Origin of the sequence: Hominimerdicola alba 8 (assembly GCF_000178155.2) — a bacterium.
GTDB classification, from domain to species: domain Bacteria; phylum Bacillota; class Clostridia; order Oscillospirales; family Ruminococcaceae; genus Hominimerdicola; species Hominimerdicola alba_C.
The window spans coordinates 50303-73653 of sequence record NZ_ADKM02000018.1 but is presented as its reverse complement, the minus strand read 5'-3'; the positions used below and the strand labels follow the sequence as shown (position 1 = coordinate 73653).

Genomic DNA, 23351 nt, shown 5'->3' with positions numbered 1-23351 from the left:
CCTCCATCAGTAATTCTCAGGGTGCAGGAGCATCTGGACCTCTTCGTTGTTCAGATTTTCCTGTGTAACGAATGTCGCACCTGTATCGATAGCTGAAGGTATGGAATAGTCATTGATGCTCTTGACCGCATATCTTACGCCCAGATAGCCCATGTTGTAAGGGCTCTGTACAACGATGCCGTCCAGCACGCCCTCTTTAACGAACTTTATCTCTTCATCTGAGGAGTCGAAGCCGACAACCTGCACCTGATCCTTAAGACCCAGCTGATCGATCGCTCTGCCGACACCTATTGTCGAAGTCTGGTTGGTGCAGTAGATGACCTTAAGATCGGGGTGGTTGTTTATCAGTTCGAGAGTGCCCTCTAAAGCCAGATCTGCATCATTGTTGCAGAACTTGACATCTACCAGTGTGAAGACGGGCTGACCGCCTGTCTGCCTTGCCTTGATGGTATTGGGAGCCAGTTCATTGTCATCGGCATAACCATTGGGGATACGGCAGTCTGTGGTATGGGGCAGGTTTTTGAAATAGCCGCCGAAACGTCCTATAGCTGTAGGCGAATCCTGCATGTGACCCATGACTGCTATCTCGCCGCCCTCAGGTACCAGTGCTTCGGTCTGTCTTGCGGCGATGCCGCCCGCAGCGTCCTGATTGGTAGCAAGGCAGCTAAGTTTATAATCAGACTTTATATCTGTATCGACTGCGAGTATAGGTATCTCCTTGTCAGCAGCGACCTTGAAGCTGTCTTCAAGACCGTCAGCAACAGACGGTGCGATAAGTATAGCCTTTGAACCGCCCTTTACAGCGTCCTCAACGAAAGAACCCTGTGCAACGTCCTCATTTTCGGGTGCCTGCCAGTCGATGGTATAGCCCAACTCGGACGCAGCTTCGGTAGCACCGTTTTTAACAGCGTCCCAGTAAGGGTCCTGTGACTTGACGATAACAGTGATCTTGCCGTTATCCGCTTCTTCCGTTTTCGAGCCGCAGCCTGATGCGAACACCAGCGAGAACGCCATAGCGCATATCGCTGTGCGGCTGAATATCCTTTTATTTTTATTCATTTGCCCCTAACCTCCTCTAAAGATCGGTCGGCAGCCTGTCGGCAGACCGTCCGTTAAATTGTGAGATAAATGAAATCTTTACGCATTTACATTCTATCATATTTCATTATAAATTTCAAGTTTGTTGGACAATGACATCTAACAATTTTTTTAAAATAATTTAGTTACTTTTCACAATTATGGATTTTTAGCTAAACTTTTGCGCGTATATCCGCATAATTAGTTATATATAACCTGCTGTACAACTTGCACTGTTAAGCAAATGAACGGAAAGTATCTCTTGACAAATTGACTGAAAGGTGTTAAAATATGAATGTAGATTTTTGATTTACTTTATCCTAAATTTAAGTGCAATTGTTATAAATTTTGTCTATTTCAGCATTTTATAGACGCATAGAGTTTAACGGGAGTTGGTGTAATGCGCTGCGAGCGATGTCGGAGCGAGATAAGAGCGGGAAGCATCGTGTGTGACGAATGCGGGGCGCCCGTTTTGCAGAACATCAAGGGCTTTGCGAACACTGCTGTGATACAGCGCAGGCTGCACAGCATGACTGAACTTTACGGTGCGGAGGTCATAGGCAGCAGGCGTTTCATATCGCTGGTGATGGATCATCTGCCTGACCTTGATAAAGAGCGCAGGCTGCTGGTGCGTGCCATCAGGGCGGGGGTGCTCGGTACACTTATAAAGGGCAGGGGTGAACCTGAGATAGCGGTGACGAAGGCGAAGCGCTATCTGCTGGGCGAGGCTTTTTTGGCTGAGAACGCCTGTGATTTTGTGCTGGCGTGTTTCACGTATCTGCTGGGTCTGCCGTATCAGTCGGCATACAGGGTGGAAGAGCATGAGGAAAGTCGGATAATAAGGAATGATGACGGGGCTGATGAAGCGCCTGCTTTCGCGGAACGTGCTGCGGTGCTGACTGCGGCAGATGCGGTGCGCTCGAAGCTGTCGCGCAACATCATAGTGCCTGAGGGCTATGTGAAGATAAACGACTCGGTATATCACGGTTATTTACGTCTTAAGACGGTAAAGCTGCCGTCTACCATGCTGGTGATAGGCAGGTATGCTTTTGCTGAGTGTGTGCATCTTGCGAGCATTGAGCTGCCCGACTCGGTAAAGGTAATAAAGCAGGGGGCGTTTTCGGGCTGTGAAAGGCTGAGGACGGTGAAACTGCCGCGAGGTCTGTGCGAGATAGACGATGAACTTTTCGGCGGCTGTGTCACGCTGAGCGAGGTGGATATACCATCATCGGTCTGCATGATAGGCGCGGGCGCATTTTCGGGCTGTGAGAAGCTGGAAAAGGTAAATCTCCCGCAGGAGATAAGGTATATCGACCCGACTGCGTTCTCATACTGCGGCATGCTCTCGGTGAGTTGTGCGGCGGGCAGTTACGCGCAGAGGTTTTGTGAGGAACATGACATAGATCATGTTCTTGTGAGGAGATAGCGATGGTCGGACTGAGTATCGGACAGGATATAGGCATACAGTACGGCGGCAGTGCAAGGGTGCTGGGCGTTCTTGGAAGCGGCGGACAGGGTACTGTGTACAGGGTCGATTTTCACGGCAAGATCATGGCGCTGAAGTGGTATGATATAGGCAAGATATCTTCACCTGAGGAATTCAGGCGGAATATTGAGAACAATATAGATGACGGTCCGCCCGACAGACGGTTCGTGTGGCCGCAGTTCATGACGGAGGTCAATCAGGACGGCGAGTTCGGATATCTCATGGAACTTATGCCCGACAAGTATGTACAGCTGACCGATGTTATATCAAATTTCAGGCAGGTCAGTGACCCGCTGACGGGCAGGCTGAACAGCAGACCTGTGCTGTTTTCGAGCCTGTACGCTAACCTTACGGCGGCGATAAACATCGTCAGTGCCATGCGGGAACTGCATCGGGTGGGCAAGAGTTATCAGGATCTTAATGACGGCGGTTATTTCATCGACACCGACACGGGCGATGTGCTGGTGTGCGACTGTGACAATATCGCGCCTGAGGGCTGTAACTTCGGCATAAGCGGCAAACCCGGCTACATGGCACCTGAGATAGTCAGGGGCATGGCTGTGCCCGATGTGCAGACTGACAAATATTCGCTGGCGGTACTTCTGTTCCGCATGCTGTTCAGGGCTGACCCGCTGGAGGGTTCGAGGGTGCTGGGCGCAGGTGTGCTTACCGAGAATGCAAGGCGCATGGCTTACGGCAACAACGGCGTGTTCATCTTTGACCCGAACGATGCTTCAAACCGCCCTGTTGCGGGCAGGCAGGATCATGTGGTCAGGCTGTGGGAGTTCTATCCGCAGTATGTGAAGGACGCATTTATAAGGTCTTTCACGCTGGGCATGGGCGATCCCTCGAAGCGGCTGATAGAGAGTGAGTGGCAGCAGCTTTTCATAAGGCTGCGGGCTGAGATACTGGGCTGTATCTGCGGCGCGGAAACTTTCTGCGTGAATGACCTGACGGCGGCGGGCAGGTGCAGGTGTCCCGCATGCGGCAGAGAGTATGCGGTGCTGGAATACAATAATAACAGCATAAAAGCCCCGATATACTGTGGCTACAAGATACATGTCTGCGAACTTGACCCGCTTTTCGGCAACACCGAAACGGTCGTGGGTGAGGTGGTGGAGAACCGTCTTGACAGAGGTATGCCCGGCATAAAGAACTGCACACCGCTGGTGTGGCGTGCAAGACTTCCCGACGGCAAGGTGTATGATGTCGTACAGGGCAAGGGAATGCCTGTGTGGAGCGGTCTGCACATAGAGATAGGCAATACGCGCGCAAGGGTGATGCAGCCCGATGTGCGCCATATATAATAGGATCTGATCCATAAACTAAGATATTGAGCATTGGCGGGGGCTATATGTCTGCAAATGCTGATAAAATGAAAGGAACCGGTGGGTAATATGGATATTGCAACTTTGAAGAACAAAGCAACAGCACTGTCAGAGAAAATTCGTACCGAGAAAAGCAGCTATGCGCCGATGGGCAGCGAGCTATGTCTTGTGGCGGCAGAGGACGGCACTATTTACAGCGGCATAACAGGTATAACCGTTTCGGGCGATGATATAGTCGTTTGCAGCGCGGCTGATTTTGCACTGAATGCGATGAAGGCGGCAGGCAAGACCATCGCGGCACAGCTGTTGATATTCGATATAGGCAGTGAGATGACTGTGACACCCGATGCTGAAACAGCAGCGAAGTTTCTTGACATGAACGGCTCGAACAGCCGTTGTGTGGCTGCCTGTGACGGCAACAGGGAAACACCTCTCGGTGAACTGGCGGGCAGCAGCGATGAAGGGCTTGCACCTTCGGAGTTTGTTGACGGTTTCAGTGTTGACAAGAGCAATCCGTTCTATGAGGAAGCTGCGCCGTCTGAACCTGTGGCAGCATCTTCTTTCCTGTTTGATGACAGCGGCTCATCTGTAAGTGCTGATTCTCTTGAAAACAACGGCGCTCAGGCACAGCAGCCTCAGCAGGGTGCAGGACAGGGTTATCCCCAGCAGGGCGGCTATATGGGACAAGGCTATCCCCAGCAGGGCGGCTATATGGGACAGGGCTACCCTCAGCAGGGCGGTTATATGAATCAGGGCTATCCCCAGCAGGGCGGCTATATGAATCAGGGCTATCCTCAGCAGGGCGGCTACATGAATCAGGGCTATCCTCAGCAGGGCGGCTATATGAATCAGGGTTACCCCCAGCAGGGCGGTTACATGGGACAGGGCTACCCCCAGCAGGGCTACGGCATGCAGGGCGGTCAGGAGTTCAGCAACCCATATCAGCAGATGCAGAACATGCAGATGCCTCAGGCGGCTACAGGCGTTACTGCCGCAACATCTGTATACAACAGCACCACGACACAGAGCGTCATGACACCGCAGGCGAGCGAGTTCCTTAAGAGCGAGTACCTTACAAAGAACGGAAGTTCGGGTACGGCTTTCAAGAAGCGTCTGGGTAATTTCCTTGATGATGACGACGATGATGCAAACGACATCATAAGCGAATACGAAAAGGAAACAGCAGGCGATGCAAAGGGCGATGCAATGAAGGCAGCTGCCGAGAAAAAGCGTATCGCGAGAATGAACGCAAAGAAGTAATAAAGCACATCACAAGTCCGCAGGCGGTTTATGTCTGCGGGCTTTTTTGCGGTTGGGGGAACATGTCTGCGCGGGGGGTGAAAATTTCTGAAAAAGCCTTGCATTGGTGCTGTGTTTGTGGTATAATAATCTACGTATGCAATACTATAGGAAACGACAGGTATCTTCATGCGGGCTGTGTGAAGATGCAGAGAGTCGTTAACTGTAAAAAGAAAGGACAAATGCAGATGTTCAAAAGCAAGCTAAGCCCGCCTGAGGGCAAGGGCAAGGAAAGATACCTGCTGCTGTTCATCGTTGCCTTTGTGGGCATGATGATAGCATTTTTGCCGAACATGATAAACAACAAGGGCATTTTCATGTATTACGGCGATTTCAACTCGCAGCAGCTGATGTTCTACAAGCACGCACAGCAGATGGTGAAAGAGGGAAACTTCGGCTGGGACTGGGGTACCGATCTCGGTTCGGGCTTTGTCGGCACTTACTCGTTCTACCTGCTGGGTTCACCGTTTTTCTGGCTGACCACGCTGTTCCCTGTGGGTTCGACGGTCTACCTGATGCCCTGGCTGCTCGCCATAAAGACGGGCGTTGCTGCAATGTGCGCGTATGCCTATATCAGGAGGTTCATAACCAATAGGGACTGTGCCGCGATAGGCGGTCTGCTGTACGCATTTTCGGGTTTCCAGACCTACAACATATTTTTCAACCACTTCCACGATGCTACGGCATTCTTCCCGCTGCTGCTGCTGGCTTTTGAACTGCTGGTACAGGAGAAGAAGCGGGGCGCGTTTGCCATAGCTGTCGCCATAACTGCGACGATAAGCTATTTCTTCTTTGTTTCGGCTGTGGTATTCACGGTGATATACTTCTTCCTGAGGTGTATCGACAAGGATTTCGAGATAGATGTGAAGAAATTCGTTTCGCTGGGCATTGAGGCTGTTATCGGTCTGGCTATGTCCTGCATCATACTTCTGCCGTCAGTGCTGATGGTCATGAACAACTACCGTGTAAATGAGCGCATGGTGGGTCTTGACTATATACTCTACAACGACAAGGCGCGTGTCGCAAGGATATTTCAGGCGTTCTTCACGCTGTCGGACATGCCTGCCCGCGTGAACATATTTGATGTTGACAGCGCGAGATGGGCTTCGCTGGCGGGCTATCTGCCGCTGTTCTCGATGTGCGGCGTTATCGCTTACATGCGCACGAGGAAGAAGCGCGACTGGCTGAGCTGGTCTGTTATAGTGTTTGTTATAATGGCTTGTGTGCCTTTCCTGAACTCTGCGTTCACACTTTTCAACGCATCTTACTATGCGAGATGGTACTACCACCCGATACTGCTCTTCGCACTGATGACCGCAAAGGTGCTGGAAGAAGACCACACTCAGCTGAAAAAGGGCTTTATACCTACCGCTGCCGCAGGCATCGGTTTTCTGGCTGTGGGACTTCTGCCGAAGTATGAGGGCGAGGATATCGTATACGGCAAGCTGGCGCAGTACCCCGAACTCTACTATATACAGGTGGGCGTTACCCTTGCAATGATAATAGCGCTGGGCGTACTGATATACTTTATCGCCAAAAAGAAGCTGGATTTCCACAAGACAGCGCTTGTGATGACGATGATATCCTGCATAGTCTGCAACACATCTGAGGTGTGGTACGGTGTTAAGCAGGGAAGTGACAATGCAAATTATATCGAACACGGCATAAACGGCGGCAAGAACATTGATGCAGCCGCACTTGATGCCGCATTCAGCTACGGCGGCGAAGATTCGGACTTCTACCGCATAGATGTTTCTGACAGCATCGACAACTGGGTAATGTTCTGGGATATGCCCTGTATGAGATGCTTCCACAGCTGTGTTGACCCGTCTATCATGGATTTCTATGCGGAGATAGGTCAGCAGCGTGATGTAGCTACACGTATCGACACCGATTACTATGCGCTGAGGTCGCTGAACTCGGTGAGATATTACTTCAACGAACTGCCCGAAAAACAGCGCAAGGGCGAGGAAGAGGTCACTCACCCCGAACTGGTGCCGAAGCTGCAGGGCTTCACCTACCTCGATACGATGAACGGCTTCAACATCTACGAGAACAACAACTATATACCGATGGGCTTCGCTTTTGACTACTATGTCACCGATAACGACATCAAGAACGAGAGCGAACTGAACAGGTCGCTGATGCTGGAGAAAGCGCTGGTCATCAACGACAATCAGGCGGCAACATATTCTGACTATATCAGGTACTACAGCTTCCTCGATGAGGACTTCTCCTACGATGCTTATGTGCAGAACTGCGCTGACCGCAAGGCTGAGAGCTGCTATTACTTCCGCCATGATACCAACGGCTTTACAGGCAGGATAAATCTTTCAAGCCCGAAGCTGGTATATTTCAGCGTGCCTTACGAAAAGGGCTGGTCTGCAACGGTCAACGGTGTTGAAACTAAGGTCGAAAAGGTAAACTACGGCATGATGGCTGTGCCTGTGCCTGCGGGCGACTGCGAGATAAAGTTCACCTACTCGGCTGAAGGACAGACTAAGGGCATCGCGCTGACAGTCATCGGCTTTGTGGGACTGGCGGTATACCTCGCTTACTACAAGTTCTTCGATAAGGAAACCAAAGAGGAGAACAAGAAGAAAAATGCCGAGAGCCGCAAAGAGGTCTGAAACGGAGGACTGACGATGTACCAGAAAGAAAAGGCGCTCACGAGCGAGCAGATATTTGACGGCGTGGTGGTAAAACTCTACCGCGATGAGATAGAACTTGAAAACGGCGAAAGGGCTGTGCGCGAATATATCAGGCATCCGGGCGGTGTGTGTGTGGCGGCGGTAGATGATGACGAGAACATCTATATGGTCGAGCAGTTCCGCTATCCTTTCGGCAAGGCGCTGACGGAAGTTCCCGCAGGCAAGCTGGAATTCGGTGAAGACCCCGAACAGTGCGGCAGGCGCGAACTTAAAGAAGAGGTCGGGGCTGTCGCTGACAGCTTTGAGTATCTCGGCTGTATTTACCCGACAGTGGCTTACGACACCGAGATAATACACATGTTTCTGGCGAGGGGACTGCATTTCGGTGAACAGCACCTTGATGACGGCGAGTTCCTTGATGTAAAGAAGATACCTCTGAAAGAAGTCTACAGAATGGTGATGGCGAACGAACTGAATGATGCCAAAACACAGATGGCGGTCTTGAAGACATATCTGAAACTGCATGGTGAGGTCTGAATATGGCAAATAAAGGAAAAGAACCCACTCCCCCGAAAACAGGGCATATCGTGACGACGGCGGTGTTTGCGGCGCTGATATTCGGCTTTTCGCTGGCGGGTATCATAAGCCCCGACCGTCAGTTCTCGGAGATGGAGAACCGCACACTTCAGCAGATACCCGAATTTTCGGCTGAAAGGCTGAAAGACGGCAGTTTTACGGGGGATATCGAACAGTATATGTCCGACCAGATATTCATGAAAGACGATCTGGTGACCCTTAAGACGGGGGCTGACCGACTGCTGGGAAAGAATTATCTGAACGGTGTGTACTTCGCGAAGAACGGTTTCTATATACAGAATTACAGTGAGAATACCGCGCAGGTGGATACGAACATCGGCTGTCTTAACAGCTTTGCGGAGTCGCTTGATGAGGGCATACCTGTCAGCTTTCTGCTGGTGCCGAATGCTTCCTGCGTTTTGCGGGATCATCTGCCCTCTGCAAACATATGCGGCGACCAGATGGCAACTGTGGAGCGGATAAAGCAGATGCTATCGGACAGGATAAAACTTGCGTTCCCTGCCGAAGCCCTTAAAGCTGAGGCGGAGGACTGCTATTACCGCACCGACCACCACTGGACGGCACACGGCGCACAGCTGGGCTACTCACAGCTGAGGCAGACGATGGGTCTGCCTGCGGTGACGGGGCTTACGCGCACTGTCGAGGAACTGCACGATTTTTATGGGACGCTGTATTCGAAAGCGCCGTCTGCTCTGGCGAAGAGCGATACTGTTTCGCTGGTGACCTATGAAGAGAATGACATAACGGTGAAGTATGTTTCTCAAAACGGCGATCACACGCCGCCCGACGAATGTGCTGAGATAGACGGAGTGCCTGTGAAACAGGGACTTTACGCAGAAGCACCAAAATCTTCCAAAGACAAGTATGCGGCGATAATGGGCGGCAATTTCGCGCTGTGCGAGATAGAAACGAATGCACCGTCAGACGAGAGGGTGCTGGTGCTGAAAGACAGCTATGCGAACGCTGTACTGCCCGAACTCTGTGCGCAGTTTAAGCACATCAGCCTGATAGACCTGCGATACTACCACATGGAAGATGAAACGGTATCGGAATATGTGAAGTCACACGGCATCGACCGCGTGATATATATTTACAATGTGGATTTCATAAACTCAGACAACAACTTTGTCTGGCTTGAATGACGGCATGATAAAAAAAGACACCTCTGCGTTCCCAAAAAACAGAGGTGTCTTTTCATTTGTATGTTTTTGCCGTGTTATTGGCGGTGTTTTTTGCGCATGACTTTGAAGCGGTACATCTCTTCATCAGCCGTCCGCAGGAGTTCTTCAAGGTCGAAGTCGCCCGCATCGCCCAGCGCACAGCCTATACTTGCGCTTATGGGGTAGGGCTTGCCGCTGTTTGCGGATATATCAGCCAGTGCCGCCAGATATGCGGCGCATCTGTATTCGCACTCGTCATCAGCGTAACTGCCTATACCTATCACATAGAATTCGTCACCGCCTGCACGCACACAGAATTCTTCCGTCCGCGCCGACTGCTGTGCCGCTCTGCTGACGGCATTTATGCCGTAGTCACCTTCGTTATGACCGAAAGTGTCGTTGACATACTTAAGACCGTCCATGTCTATGACTGCTGTGAACAGCCTGTCTTCGGGCTTTGCCGCCGCACGCATCTTCTCAAAGCGCTCGTACATGCCGCGCCTGTTGTACAGTCCTGTCATATTGTCTCTTATGGATAGCATTACATACCTGTTGCGGGTACGCACCATCTGCAAGGCGCTGTTTACGTTCCTCAGCCAGTTGCGGAACACAACATTGAGTATATGGCGGTCGGTCAGCTTACGCTGAAGCATGGTGTAGCCCAGCACCCTGTTGCTGTAATGTACTGCCGAAAAGTAGAAAACACAGGGTTCTTCGGTGTAATTCTGCAAGGCGGGGTGCATTATCCTGCGGTCGAATACCACACGTTTTTCGGCTTCGTGGTAATTGAGGTCGCCCACCTTTGAGTTTGCAACTGCCAGTATCATCTTATCGGTGAAGCCGTTAAGGTCGGACTGGCTTGCAGTGAGCCAGTCTTCGCGCAGACACAGACCGAAGTTAAGAAAAGGCAGTGTAAGGTAGCTGTTATGGTAGATGTTTTCCATGCAGGCATCGGGCGTTTCGGAAGAAGTAAGTATCTCAGGCACATAGTTCTCCATCAGCAGACCGATGTCTATATTGTCCATAAGTTCTTCCTCAGTGTAATTACGGCTCCTGTAATAAAGCGCATCTTTGAAAGCGTGCGCCGCTCTGCGCAGATCGGGTTCGCACCCGCAGCTCATGGCGGGGTGGAATATCTTATCTGCCTGCGGTTCGTAGGGCTGTAAAGGCACATCGGGGTCTATTATCGAATGTATGTAGTCAACCGCATTGGCGGCAGTTTTGGTGAAGTTAGACTCGAAAGAGGACAGCGACACTTCGCCCAGCAGAGCCTCCTGCGTAGCCTCAAATCCCACAGCTATCATTTGTTCGGGTATCTTTATGCCTTTTTTTGACAGTCTGTCCACCAGACCCAGTGCCATATGGTCACTGGCGGATATGACAGCTTCGGGCAGTTTGCGCTTGCCTGAAAGTATCTCATCAGCAAGGGCAGTGCCGCAGTCATACCAGAAATTGCCGTATACGATATTCTCTTCGGGGACATCAACGCCCAGCTTTTCAAGTTCATCAAGGAATATCGTCAGTCTGTCCTCAGCTTCATGTTTGCCTTTCGGACCTGTCAGCACGATGATATCGCGCTTGCCGTGATAACATACCACATGCCTGACGATCTCACGCAGATTGAAATCGTTGCTGCTGGTTATGACCTTGTAGTCACCGATGCCGACACCCATACATACGACGGGGCATTTTGCGTCTTTTAATAATTCTGCCAGATGCGGCGGAAATTCGGGTACGCTCTGGTCGGTCAGCGGGATGGCATCTATCACGATACCGTCAAAACCGCTGTAATCCGGCAGGTCGTATATCGCCCGCTCGCCATCGGCATAATCCTGATAATAGAAAGAGAGCGGGGTCATCGAAGCAAAGGAAGCCACATTGTAGCCGTATTTCTGACATTGACCGAAGATACCTCTTGCAATGTTGTTGCTGTGAGTAGTTTCAGGCATAAGATTGAGCAGTGCTATAGTTTTTCGTCTGGACATAGACTTACCACCTTAATTTTATATAGTCAGTAATTAATTATGTCTTATTATAGCTTTCCTTCTGTACATTATACCATAAATTTACCAAATAGTCAACTGAAATTATGTTGTATAATTTAAATCAATTAATGTACTGTCTGTTATACGGCTGAACGGCAGAAGCAGGCTTGTCGGGGTGGGGTAACAAAGGGTCAGTCATAATCATAATTGCCAATAAATACAGGGTGAATATGTGTGTTGTTACAAAAAATTAAAAATTGACAAATAATTTAATTCAATCTCTTGACTTATTGTTTGGAAAATGTTATGATAAGTTTACGTTGGAGTGTATCAGTGATTAAGGCGGTGTACAGTGGATAGCGGTTTTTTGAGAGATCATGAACAGCTCAGTGATGAAGAGCTGGTCAGGCTGGCTGTCGATGACAAGGCTGCGCTCACTGCACTTTTGCTGAGATATGTCAGTCTGACGGAATATATCGCGGCAGGTCTTGCACCAAAGGCAGGGCGTGAACAGATGATAAAGGATCTTGTGCAGGAGGGCATGATGGCTCTTTTGAAGGCGGTGAACAGTTACCGTCCTGACAGGGGGGCAGGTTTTGCCACTTATGCGGGGGTCTGTATAAGGCACAGCATGCTGTCATACATTATGCACGACAGCAGGTACAGCGGCAGCACACTTCCTGAGGAGGAACTGGTGAAACTCACCGACCGAAGCATTGAGTCCGACCCTGAAAGGCTGGTCATTGACCGTGAGGAGTATGATGAACTTTTCAAGAGGATAGCGGAGGAGCTTTCGGAAAAGGAGTGGCAGGTATTGCGCAGGTTCCTTGCGGGGCTGTCACATCGGCAGACGGCTGAGGCGCTGGGCACTACCGAGAAATCTGTAAACAACACCATGCAGAGGGTAAGGCGGAAGCTGCGGGGCATATTCATATGACAATAACGCCGTAAGCCCGTCAGGGGCAGCCGATAGGCGGGCGGTGCGATACCGTCAGCGGCGGAACAACCATTATTCTATTTTTAAGATCGAGGTAAGAGAAAATGTACGAGGACAAGACATTAGTATGTAAGGAATGCGGTAACGAGTTCGTATTCACCGCAGGCGAGCAGGAGTTCTATGCAGAGAAAGGCTTCACCAATGAGCCTCAGAGATGCAAGGCTTGCAGAGATGCGAGAAAATCTTCGGGCAGAGCTGAAAGACAGACCTACACCGCAGTTTGCGCAGCTTGCGGCGGCGAGGCTACTATCCCTTTCAAGCCCCGTGAGGACAGACCTGTATATTGCAGTGAGTGCTTCGCTAAGATGAAGGAAGAGCAGTTCTGATAAAACTAACGTTAAATGATGCGCCGCTGCCAACGCAACGGCGCTTTTCATGGTTTATTTTAGGAGGTCATAAACATGGAAGTTCTGGAAAAGTACAGGGATCATAACCTGATAGCAAAGCTGCTTGCATACGTGCTGTTTTTTGATGCGGGCGCAAGCATACTGAAAATGTTCATCAACATGATAAGGTGGGGGAGCGATCTTTTCAGCATATTCACCATCATCTATCAGACAGTGCCCGTTCTCGCGGGTCTGATACTGCTGCTGAACAAGCATCACGACAAGATATTCAAGCTGTCGTTTGCGGGTTCACTGGTAGTCACAAGGCTGATAATGCTCATAAGGATCATCGCATCGGGCAATCCTCCGGTGACTTCGGTGCTTTCTAATTTTGTACAGTTCATACTTACCGTTGCTATCGCCGCTTACTATCTGGGTGTTATAAGACCCGCAGGCAGGAAGAACCACCTGATAGTTGTTTACGGCATAATGGGCATCGCGGCTATCTTCTGGATATTCCCCATCGGCAGCATATCGGTAGGTATCTTCGGACTTTGCGCTGTGATGGTGCTGTACGGTTATCAGGAAACAAGAGGTCAGGGCAATCAGGCTATGTTCGTTTACGGCGGTATGATAGGTACTGCTTACTACATGGTATACATCGTAATCAGCGGTCTGCTGGGACTTTTCTACGTTTATCTGCCCGGCTTCTTCGGTTATACGAATTTCGTTCTGGTCATGGCTATGCCTCTGCTGGTATATGACAGAATCGTTCCGAATGAAGGTCAGTCGCTCATGCTTGACTTCGGTGCGCTGACAGGCGCTTCTGCACCTGTACAGTATGCTCAGCCGATGCAGCAGAACAACTTTGACCCGATGACAGGTCAGCCGATAAACGTTCAGCCACAGCAGAACAATTTTGACCCCATGACAGGTCAGCCGATAAACGTTCAGCCACAGCAGAACAACTTTGACCCGATGACAGGTCAGCCGATAAATGTTCAGCCACAGCAGAACAAGTTTGACCCTATGACGGGCAAGCCCATCGACCCGAACGGCGGTCAGTAAAAACGAATATGCGCACCCGCAGATGATGCGGGTGCTTTTTTGTTCCCCGAAAAAGTCAAACGCACCCGCGAATGATACCGCAGGTGCGTTTTTGGGAATATTGGAAAAATCAGGATAAATTCTTTTCGCAGTATTTTACCAGACGGTCGATATTGTCTGCGCGTTCTTCAAGGAAATCGCGGATGCACTGTATGCTGGCATAGCCGCCGCTGACAGCATTTTCGGTGCTTCCCGTGTCGGGGTATCTTTCAAAGAACTGGTCGTACAGCGGCGAATATTCGTCCTCGAACGCCTGTAACTTTGCAAGCGCCGCCGTTTTCTCAAACTCGTTCTCGCTGAGTCCCTGTATCCTGTCATAGAACTCGTTCCTGAAGCCCTCGTTGGTCATCATGTAGGCGAAACACAGCACTGCGGGGTTATTTGTGCCCATGTCCAGCAGACCTTTCGGCTTGTAATTGTCTTCCCTGATGGTATTGGTGGAGGCATCGCTTTTGCCGCTGACCCCGCCGAACTCAACATCGTACAGCATAAAGCGGAAACGACCGTCTGCATAAGGGTTATCAGGGTCTTTTTCGATGGTGCGCCACATCGACCAGTTTTTGCCTGGCCAGTCCCACTTGTTGTTTATCCAGCACTCGATGGCGAAATAATCCATCACCGACTGAGGGTCTGCCAGTTCGCACAGTGCCGCATAGTCTTCATCGGAAGAAGCGTCCTTGTGCATGGCAAAGAATGAATTCAGGTCTGCAAGATAGTAGTTTTCGGGCTTGCCATCGGGGACTTCGCCCTCGTCCAGCTTGTAGCCCGACTTGTAAGTTTCGGCATCGCCCTTGTAGACCACCACCTGCGATTTGTCAACGCCGTGTACATCTTCAAAAAAGTCGTTGGAGTAGTCCTCTTCCAGCACATAGAGTCCCCAGTATTCGCCGTTGAGGTAGACCACGCAGGGGCGGGAATGCTTTGTGTCGCAGGCAGACTCATGCACCAGCGACTGCCAGTAGGTGTCGTTGAACTTCGCAGTGAATGCGCAGTTGCCGCCTGCGCGAAGCACCAGCGTATCGAACTTATCCATGACCTCGCCCGCATCGTTCAGGTAGTCCTCACCGAACACTGCATAGCGGAAGTTACTGCCGCCGTATTCCTTGCGGGCGTAAAGCCTCAGACCTTTTTGCAGGTCTGAACGGGAGTAGTTGCCCTGTATGCGAATGCCGCAGTCCTGCGAGAATTTTTCTTCTGCGCCGTCAGTGCCAAACTCCATAAAGCTGACAGATGCGCGTCTTTCCCATTCTTTGCCGCGCTGTTTGTAGTTTGCGTCCATCTGGCGGGCTTGTTCGGCATCTTTTATGCGGCTGCGCTTGCTGCTGAGGAATTTCTCCATATCAGCATCAAAGAGGTCGCCCTTGACATAGATGCCTTTGGTGCTGTCAAAGAGGTCGTCATATTCCATTGAAAGGCTGATAACTGCAAGGTCATGACCTGCGGCTTTACAGCTTTCGGCAAGCCCCTTGATATGTTCTTCGGGCGTGCCGATGAAATAGCTTGCGTTCGCAATGCCGCCGAAACTGCCGTCGGCGCGCTTTACCGCCGCCCTTATGGAAGTACACTTATCCACCGCGCTGTCAGCGGGGGCGGAAACAGTGCTGACAAAGCCGTTCTTTTCGCTGTTGGGTTCGTTGAAATTGCCTGCTATAAGCAGAGGGTCAACAGCCGACACCACGTTCGGGTCGTTTTTTCTGTCGCTGACGGCTATGGCGTTTTCGTACTTCACTGCCGTTTCTGAGGTGGTGGGGTCACTGCCGTCTGTGGTGTAATAGATATCGCCCTCTTCCGCCGCTGTAAGGCTAATTTCAAGACCTGCGGGGTAGACACCGCTTGCCTGTGAGAACTCCACCGATGGGGGTATGATCTCTTTTTCGTCTTTTTCGGACTTTTCATCTGATATTTCCGACGGCTTTTCATCTGTATCGGGCTTTTCTTCCTCGTTTGAAGTTTCACCGCCCTCACTGCTGACGGTCTTGCCGCTGTCAGTGTTTTTTGTGCTGTCGTTGGCGCTGTCTGCCTTGCCGCCGCATGATGCAAGGGTCAGCACAGCCATGACCAGTGCGATGAGTTGTGTGCCTTTTATTTTCATGGTTGACCTCCCATAAACTCACTTCTGTCTATCTCCCATAATCTGAAAATGACAAATCCGCCGTCCTCAAGGGTGTGGGGCGGGTGACTGCGCACGAATTTCTCACGCGCCTCCAGATACTTTTGAAGTTCCTCTTCTCTGTCGAACAGACCGTTTTCGTTCAGCCTGAAACTGTCAAACACACAGGGTATCTCGTTGTACACCGCCGAATAGTTGTCGCCGTCCGAATAGGCGTAGTCGTAGCCCAGAAAAGTCTTTTTCTGCGGCACATCTTCCATTATGGGCTGAGGGACACAGCTTTCACAGAGTATCAGCCTGTAAGGTATGCCGCGCTTTTCGGCTTCCTCGATATATTGGCGGATATGCGCCCTGTCGGTGCAGGCGTTAACCCATTCGCGGTCACCGACATCGTAATAGGTCAGCCCGATGTTTTCATCGTAATACTCTTCAAAATTCTCCTCGTACCTGAGAAACCAGTTCTCGCCCACTGCATAGCTGAACCCGCTGCCGTCTATACCTCTGTAACCGCAGGGGGCATCTGTCTTTCGCTGGACTATTATGCCGTTAGTGTACATTACGACCTCCTATAAAAATATGAAAGCTCGCGTTTTGTAAAAAGTATACCAGATACAAAGCCGCTTGTCAATAACTTATAGCAATATTGTTTTGACTTTTTGCATATATCTCCCCAAATACACGGTGCAACTTTGAGTTGACAAAACGCAAGCTGTGGTTGGTTGATTTTTAAAATATGATATGATATAATTATATTATGACTATCCCTTTAGCACACCAACTAAAAATGCGGTAAACAAAATGATAATTGAGCGTTGTATATTTTTCCCCGCCGCAGGCGGGGGAAAAAATATACGCCAAGAACCTTAAGTTCTGTATAGCCGCTGTTTTTGTGGTGTGTCAGCGGGATAACCATATTATATTAATAAACGTAGTTATCCCGCTGACACACCGCAGTTAACGGTATTCCGGCGGGCGGCTTTAAGAAAACAGGAGGACGGAAAATGGATATTGGCGAAAACATCAGAAATGCAAGAAAGAAAAAGGGCATGACTCAGGAAATGCTTGCTGAGAAAATGGGTGTTTCAAGGCAGGCAGTGTCGAAATGGGAGTCGGGCAAGGGTATGCCCGAAACGGAAAAGCTGGCTGAATTATCGGCACTGCTGGGTGTTTCGGCTGATAGACTGATAGGTATACGACCGCAGGAAGAGCAAAGCGAAAAGGGCTGTGCAGTGGACAGCCGCATACACATCTGTTCACATGACGGCAGTATCACCGCCGTTTTGTCGGTAAGATATTCAAAAATAGCCGCACCAGCCAAAAACGAGCCGCCTTATATACTGGTGGGTGTTGACAGAACAGGTATTTTCGGTGAGCATACCGTGATACTCGGCTGGTATGAAAGCGAAGATGAAGCCGCAAAGGAACTGGAATGTATAGAACGTGCAATTGACGATGGTGAAAGGATATACAAACTGAGTTACTTCACAGAGGTGGAATTTAAGGGCATTCTGGGAACAGCTTCGAGGAAAGCACGCAAAAGCTGATCCTGTCAAGGAAAGTTATGGGGGCGAGTTTGCGGGTGAGATGCGCGGCGGCTGTGGGGGGTATGCAAAAAAGCGAACGCCGAAACGTTCGCTATCTGCCGATGCCGTATTTGTCGCGCAGACGGTCGAAGATGCGCGCGGCGGGTCTGACGAACACAAGCAGGAACACTGCGTTCGACAGCATGTAGCTGACGGTGAAGTACGCAGATGCCGCCGTCAGACCGATGAAACGTTCTGCCGAAAAGCCGCCGCCCAGCCAAAGCATACTGCACACATCAAGGCTTACCGAGTAGACCGCCCCTGCAAGAATGCCGAAAAGCGCCAGAAATACGCGGTTGTTGCGGAGATATCTGCCAAGCACGCCAGCCAGCAGACCTGTCAGCCCCCAGACCATCATCTGGAAAGGTGTCCAGATGCCCTGCGAAAAGTAGAAATTCGATATCAGCGCAGTCAGCGCCCCGATGGTGAATCCGCGCTCGCCGCCCAGATATATGCCCGCCAGTATTATGACCGCCGCACAGGGCTTGAACGCGGGCACAGCGGCGAAGATGAGCCTTCCCACCACTGCGAGGGCTGTCATGACTGCGGCGAGAGCGATGTCGCCGGAAGTGTCCTGACGTTTCTCAAAGCGTATCAGCAGACCGCCGCAGACTGCCACCGCCGCCGAACATATCACCCAGCTTGCCGCCCTGTCAGCAAAGGCGGCACAGCCAGCCCCGATGATGGACAGAGCCGCCGCCAGCAGTGCGGCGCTTTTTTTATCTATCATATGTGCCACCCCCGAAAGCCGCCTGCAAATGTTCGGTGAGATAGGCGTTTTTTACCATGCCTCGCGAGATACGTCCTGCGGCGGTGCTGTAAAAGCCTGCGCGGGCGAAAAAGTGCGGTGACGGCATAAGGCTTTCGGCTCTGCCGCCGCAGAAAAGCGCACAGCTGTCGGCGTGACATGCGGCAAATTCAAGGTCGTGGGTGACTGCCAGCACTGCTTTGCCCTCTGCGCAGAGTTCTTTCAGCAGATGACCGATGCGGCTTGCAGAAATGGGGTCAAGACCCTTTGTCGGCTCGTCTGCAAGGAGTATATCGGGCTTACACAGAAGCACACGTCCCAGTGCGCACAGCTGTAATTCGCCGCCGCTGAGGTCGTAGGGGTGCATATTGCCGAGATGTTCCGCGCCAAGCCGCGCGAGCATCTCTTCTGCCATGTTTTCGGGCTTGCCCATCGCTCTGAGCGCATAGCGGTAATCTTCGAGGACTGTGGGCTGTAAGAAGAGGTCAGCCGCTTCCTGCGGGAGCATACCGACACGCAGAGCCGCCTTTTTAGGGGGCTTGCCGCCTATCATCAGCTTGCCTGCGTAAGGTCGCGCCAGCCCTGCCAGCACCCTCAGCAGAGTGGTCTTGCCACTGCCGTTAGCGCCTGCCAGCGCGAGAAATTCGCCCTTGTGCAGTACGATGTCTGTGCCGTCAAGGATATCCTCGCCGCCGCGTGTGAAAGCGAAACGCAGACCGTCGGCTTCGAGGACTTTTTCGGTGAAGACTTTGCCTTGCGGCAGAGGTACTTCGACAAGGTGTTCGGAGTGAGCCAGCATCTCGCGGCCCTCGCGCACCGTCAGCGGGAGGGGTTCGGCATTCGCAAAAGCCCGCGCCGCCGCAGGTGCATAAGCCCTCACCGCAGGCAGAGCCGCCGCTTTGCGCGGGGGGAGGTCTGCTGTGACACGACCGTTTTCGAGGAATACCACCCTGTCACACTCTGCAAACAGCTGTTCAGCCGAGTGTTCAGCCACGATGACCGTCACGCCGAGTTCGCGGTTGACCCGCAGTATCAGCGCCGCCATGTTTTCAGCCGCAACGGGGTCAAGGCGGCTGAAAGGCTCGTCAAGCAGGAGAATGTCGGGCTGAACGACCATCGCGGCGCACAGGCTGACCAGCTGTTTTTCGCCGCCCGAAAGACCGTCAAGTTTGCGGGTGAGGAGTTTGCCCAGCCCGAAGCGCGACACCGTTTCAGCGGTCAGCCGCCGCACCTCTTCGGGTGAAAGCCCCGCATTTTCGGGCGCGAACATTATCTCACCGCGCACTGTGTCACTGACGAAGCCCTCTTCGGGGTGCTGTGGTACATAGCCCACTTTCGGCTGAGGGGCGGCGGCTTTTTCACCGAATATGCGTATCTCGCCCGAAACTTCGCCCAGCGGCGCGATTTCGGGCTTTAACAGCCGCAGGAGGGTGGTCTTGCCGCTTCCCGAACTGCCCATCAGCATGACAAGTTCGCCCGCCGCCGCAGACAGTCGGACGCCCTCAAGGGCGGGCTTTTTGGCTGTGTTATGCCGAAAACTCAGCCCTTTGGCAGATACAGCTTCCATTCGATGACCTCCTTTGCAAGACTTATGACCGCAGGCAGACCCGCCGCGCCGCAGATGACGGCCAGTGCGGGTTCATATCTGCCGAATTTCAATGCAGGGTAGAATTCTGTTGCGCCGCCCAGCGCCGCAAATACCAGTGAAACCGCCGTAAGCAGGACTTCTGCGGCTGTGAGGATAATATCTGCGCGGCGCAGTTTTCGCCTGTCAGAATATGTCAGCCGATGCCGCCCGAAGCCCCGCGCGTTCATCGACCTTGCCGCGCCTGCCGCATTCTCAGCCGCCCGCGCCGCGCATGCGGTGAACACTGCCATAGCTTCGCCCATGCGCCCTGTGGGGCTGTTGTCGGCAAAAAGACCCGCGCCCCGCTGTGCATCTCTTATGCGGCGCTGAGTTTCGGCAAGGCGGGGAATGAAGCCCAGCGTCATGCTGACTGTCAGCGCAAGTTTCGGGGACAGCCTGCCCATCATGCAGAGCATCTCGCGCTCGCTGATGAGTCGTCTGCCAGCCGTCAGCCAGACTGTCACGCCGCCCAGCGAAAGCCCCAGTTCAAGCCCGTAGAGCATCGACTCCAGCGTGTAGGCTCTGCCGTTTACGAAGAGAAGAACGGTCATGCCGCGATGGGACACCAGCGGGTCGATGAACGCCATCAATGCCGCTGTCAGCAGGGACGCGCCGAGCCATTTCAGCAGGCTTTTTCTGCCGTCTGTAAGACCGATACAGCAAAGACCCGTCACAAGTCCCACTGCCGCCGCAGTGACAGAACGGCAGAACATCAGTATGACCAGCACAGCCGTCGTCGCCGCAAGCCGCGCTAAAGGGTGAAAAGCCTTCATCTGCCACCCCCGTAGTATTCCGTCACGTAGACAAATTCGATGTCGTCGCCCGAAACAGGCTGATATTCGCCGCAGTTGATGTCGGGGGCTGTGCCGTTCACTTTATATATCCAGCCCGACTGTGCGCCGTAGTCGAGTTCGTATATGCCGTTGATGCCGTCCACGTAGATGTTCCTGCCGCCGCTGTAGTCTAAAGAGATGCCCTCAGCCCTCAGCACACGTTCGACCACATCGAAAACGCTGTCACCCTCAGCGAGGGCATAGCGTCCGTCTAAGATAACGCCGCCCTCAGCCACAGCGGAACTGTCCACCCGAAGTTCGATAAATGCGCCGTCTTCGGTTATTGCGGTGGGGTGAGCGGCGTAGTACTCGGCGGGGGTCTGTATGTCCACCGTCAGCAGAAGCGCCGCAGCCGCAGCCGCGCACCCGCCAAAAAACAATATATCCCGTTTTTTCACGCCGTCACCTCTTTTCTTTTTTATGGGGCTGTCATGCGCCCGTTGCTGTAAATATCCGAATGCGCCGATCTTTCAACATTTTTCAGCCGCAAATGTTGATAATTCGGGGCGTTTTGGGAAGTTATGCGTTTGCATATCATCGGACTGCCTGCACTCTGCCCGAAACTGCCGCGCATAGCCTGTTTTTCAACATTTTTTCGGTGTGAGTGTTGATAGATCGGGGCATTTTCGTGCGTTCAGACAAGACCTTTCAGCCACAGTGCGAAACGCTTGCGCAAGCCGCATTTTTTGGCGGCTGTCTGCGCTTCTTTGTGGAATTCTGCCGCGCATTTTGCTGACTCTTCGTCTGCGGCGAGGTCGGAAAAGCGCATTCGCTCGAATGCACGCTCCGAGCGCTCGAAACGTGTGCGCAGAAGACCGTCAAGCTGTGATGCGGCTTCTTCGGGGGGGAGTTTTTCGCTGATGCAAAGCGCCGCTGAAAGAAGTTCTCTGCCCTGAAAATGCGAGGCTGTCACAGCTTTGCCGAAGTCCTTTGAAGAGCGCTTTCGCCATCTCACAAAAGCCCTTGCACGACCCGCAAAGATAAGAAGAACGACCGCGCCCGCAGGCAGTGCCGCCCATGTCGGTGAGGGCTTTTTCGCCTTATCGGGGGTGCGTATCTCTGCCGCTGTGCGGGGCGGCGCGGCGGCGTAGATGTACTGTTCTGCGCTGTCACTGAATGTGCTTTCGCCGTCAGGTGATGCACCTTCGGGCAGTAGGGGAGATGCGCCCGCATATTCGGGCTTGCTCTCAAAAACTGCCCAGCCTGCACCGTCTATGTAGACTTCCACCCAGCTTCTCTGTTCGCCCTCAGAAAGGTCAGCCCTGCCGCTTGCAGGCATCGCACCAAAGTAAACGCCGCGCACTTCACGCGCCGCCAGACCACAGCTTCGCGCCAGTTTCACGGTAAGGGGTGAACGTTCGCTCTCATCGGTGACTTTGGCGTTTATGCCCGACTTCACAGCCGCCAGCTTGCGGTCAAGGGGCAGGGTACCGTCAATGCCGAATTTTTCTTCCATTTCGCGCTGTTCGTCAGCGGTCAGCTTGCCGTAGGCTGAGTAGACATACTCCCTGTAAAGCCCTTCACAGTCGAGGTATCTGCCGCTTTTCAGCTTTGATATCAGCAGAAAGACGTTCTCACCGAACTGTCGGCAGACCTGTGTTCTGCCGCTGTCAGCCGCGCAGATGTTTGCGGGCTGATAACCTTCGGGTGCGGTCACATCGTCAAGGGGGAGTTCTTCGCCTGACGCTTCGATAAGCAGACCCGACTGCATGTGCGGGTCGAAGCCCTGTTCTTCAAGTGCTAAGAATATGGCAGAAGCACGCGCGTATTCGCTTTTTGTCAGGTCGGCGCGCTCATATTCTTCTGCCAGATAAAGGGGCAGACCGCCCGATGCGGTGACTTCGCCTTTCGGGGGAGTTTCGGGGAAAGCAAGCAGTGATGCGGGTGCTGTCAGCAGAGCGGTCAGTGCCGTTAAAAGCAAGGCTTTTCCGCCATTTTCGCCAAAGCAGAACGCACCGACCGTCAGCCCGATGAGCGTACACAGCGCCCATGCGGGAACGTCTGTGAAAAGTTCTGCCGCCGCCGCGAACAATGCCGCTGTGAGGCAGAAGACCCTCGCGCCGAAAGCCGCATACACTGCACATGCCGCCCCGCAGAAAGCAAGCAGGACAAGCCAAGCGCTGTCTGCCGCGCCCGAAACAGGGGCATAGAGGGTTTGCGCCCTGACCGCTGTGCGGTAGGCAAATTCATCGGCGCAGAGGGCGCATTCTGCCATAAATTCGCGGCGAAATACCACTGCCGCCGCCACTGCGCAGACAGCAGGTGCAAATCCCCACAGCCGCCCGAATTTATTCGATGCCGCCGCCGTGATGGTACACAAAAGCAGGGCTGACGCACCCGCAGTCACCCCCGACAGCATATAGACCAAAAGCCCCGCCGCGAATGCGAATATCAGTGCGGCAGGAAAGTCACGCCTGTTTTTCATGGTTTCTCCTGT

General features: G+C 52.4%; 19 protein-coding genes. 10 read left to right on the top strand and 9 right to left on the bottom strand.

Annotated features, from left to right (window positions below; genetic code table 11):
• Positions 1-6: 6 nt before the first annotated feature.
• The gene (locus CUS_RS01095; RefSeq protein WP_002847166.1) at positions 7-1059 is read right to left on the bottom strand and encodes a substrate-binding domain-containing protein; all 1053 of its coding nucleotides are present in this window, start codon (positions 1057-1059) and stop codon (positions 7-9) included.
• A gap of 418 nt (positions 1060-1477) precedes the next feature.
• On the opposite strand from CUS_RS01095, the gene CUS_RS01090 reads away from it, so the two are divergent.
• From CUS_RS01090 to CUS_RS01065, 6 genes are all read left to right on the top strand, one after another.
• Positions 1478-2503, top strand: coding sequence for a leucine-rich repeat domain-containing protein (locus tag CUS_RS01090; protein WP_002847014.1), 1026 nt, complete (start codon positions 1478-1480; stop codon positions 2501-2503).
• Between the two features lie 2 nt (positions 2504-2505).
• Positions 2506-3870: a serine/threonine protein kinase gene (locus CUS_RS01085; RefSeq protein ID WP_002846946.1), complete on the top strand. Its 1365-nt coding sequence runs from the start codon at positions 2506-2508 to the stop codon at positions 3868-3870.
• Between the two features lie 90 nt (positions 3871-3960).
• The gene (locus CUS_RS20135; RefSeq protein ID WP_002847078.1) at positions 3961-5151 is read left to right on the top strand and encodes a proline-rich domain-containing protein; all 1191 of its coding nucleotides are present in this window, start codon (positions 3961-3963) and stop codon (positions 5149-5151) included.
• A 227-nt stretch (positions 5152-5378) separates the two neighbouring features.
• Positions 5379-7820 (top strand): YfhO family protein, encoded by a 2442-nt coding sequence (locus CUS_RS01075; RefSeq protein ID WP_100084503.1) that lies wholly within the window; start codon positions 5379-5381, stop codon positions 7818-7820.
• A 15-nt stretch (positions 7821-7835) separates the two neighbouring features.
• The gene (locus CUS_RS01070) at positions 7836-8378 is read left to right on the top strand and encodes an NUDIX domain-containing protein (RefSeq protein ID WP_002846987.1); all 543 of its coding nucleotides are present in this window, start codon (positions 7836-7838) and stop codon (positions 8376-8378) included.
• 2 nt (positions 8379-8380) lie between these two features.
• Positions 8381-9580 carry a DHHW family protein gene (locus tag CUS_RS01065; protein ID WP_002847105.1) on the top strand — a complete coding sequence of 400 codons (1200 nt, stop codon included), beginning with the start codon at positions 8381-8383 and terminating at the stop codon, positions 9578-9580.
• A 74-nt stretch (positions 9581-9654) separates the two neighbouring features.
• Here the strand turns inward: CUS_RS01065 and CUS_RS01060 are convergent, their stop codons facing one another.
• Positions 9655-11583: a substrate-binding and GGDEF domain-containing protein gene (locus CUS_RS01060; RefSeq protein ID WP_002846978.1), complete on the bottom strand. Its 1929-nt coding sequence runs from the start codon at positions 11581-11583 to the stop codon at positions 9655-9657.
• Positions 11584-11935: 352 nt separating this feature from the next.
• Between CUS_RS01060 and CUS_RS01055 the strand changes: the two genes are divergently transcribed.
• The 3 genes from CUS_RS01055 (at position 11936) to CUS_RS01045 (ending at position 13974) form a co-directional block, all read left to right on the top strand.
• On the top strand, positions 11936-12520 hold the full coding sequence (locus tag CUS_RS01055) for a sigma-70 family RNA polymerase sigma factor (RefSeq protein WP_002847097.1): 585 nt from the start codon (positions 11936-11938) through the stop codon (positions 12518-12520).
• 104 nt (positions 12521-12624) lie between these two features.
• Positions 12625-12906, top strand: a complete 282-nt coding sequence (locus CUS_RS01050) for a zinc-ribbon domain containing protein (RefSeq protein WP_002847168.1) — start codon at positions 12625-12627, stop codon at positions 12904-12906.
• 75 nt (positions 12907-12981) lie between these two features.
• On the top strand, positions 12982-13974 hold the full coding sequence (locus CUS_RS01045) for a hypothetical protein (RefSeq protein ID WP_002847116.1): 993 nt from the start codon (positions 12982-12984) through the stop codon (positions 13972-13974).
• A gap of 109 nt (positions 13975-14083) precedes the next feature.
• Here the strand turns inward: CUS_RS01045 and CUS_RS01040 are convergent, their stop codons facing one another.
• Positions 14084-16105 carry a CotH kinase family protein gene (locus CUS_RS01040; RefSeq protein ID WP_002846990.1) on the bottom strand — a complete coding sequence of 674 codons (2022 nt, stop codon included), beginning with the start codon at positions 16103-16105 and terminating at the stop codon, positions 14084-14086.
• Entirely contained in the window at positions 16102-16680 is a 579-nt protein-coding gene (locus CUS_RS01035) for a hypothetical protein (RefSeq protein WP_002847029.1), read from the bottom strand. Before CUS_RS01035 ends, CUS_RS01040 begins: the two co-directional genes overlap by 4 nt.
• Before the next feature lie 444 nt (positions 16681-17124).
• On the opposite strand from CUS_RS01035, the gene CUS_RS01030 reads away from it, so the two are divergent.
• On the top strand, positions 17125-17667 hold the full coding sequence (locus CUS_RS01030; protein WP_002847038.1) for a helix-turn-helix domain-containing protein: 543 nt from the start codon (positions 17125-17127) through the stop codon (positions 17665-17667).
• 91 nt (positions 17668-17758) lie between these two features.
• Here CUS_RS01030 and CUS_RS01025 read toward each other — a convergent pair whose 3' ends face one another.
• The 5 genes from CUS_RS01025 to CUS_RS01005 all read right to left on the bottom strand — a co-directional run bounded on the left by CUS_RS01025 (position 17759) and on the right by CUS_RS01005 (position 23339).
• Positions 17759-18436, bottom strand: coding sequence for an ECF transporter S component (locus tag CUS_RS01025; protein ID WP_037275966.1), 678 nt, complete (start codon positions 18434-18436; stop codon positions 17759-17761).
• Entirely contained in the window at positions 18426-20021 is a 1596-nt protein-coding gene (locus tag CUS_RS01020; RefSeq protein ID WP_002847122.1) for an ABC transporter ATP-binding protein, read from the bottom strand. Before CUS_RS01020 ends, CUS_RS01025 begins: the two co-directional genes overlap by 11 nt.
• On the bottom strand, positions 19994-20854 hold the full coding sequence (locus CUS_RS01015; protein ID WP_002846984.1) for an energy-coupling factor transporter transmembrane component T: 861 nt from the start codon (positions 20852-20854) through the stop codon (positions 19994-19996). The genes CUS_RS01020 and CUS_RS01015 overlap by 28 nt, the downstream gene beginning before the upstream one ends.
• Positions 20851-21312, bottom strand: a complete 462-nt coding sequence (locus CUS_RS18400; protein ID WP_002847107.1) for a DUF4430 domain-containing protein — start codon at positions 21310-21312, stop codon at positions 20851-20853. The genes CUS_RS01015 and CUS_RS18400 overlap by 4 nt, the downstream gene beginning before the upstream one ends.
• Positions 21313-21548: 236 nt before the next feature.
• Positions 21549-23339, bottom strand: coding sequence for a transglutaminase domain-containing protein (locus CUS_RS01005; RefSeq protein WP_002847075.1), 1791 nt, complete (start codon positions 23337-23339; stop codon positions 21549-21551).
• Positions 23340-23351 lie beyond the last annotated feature (12 nt).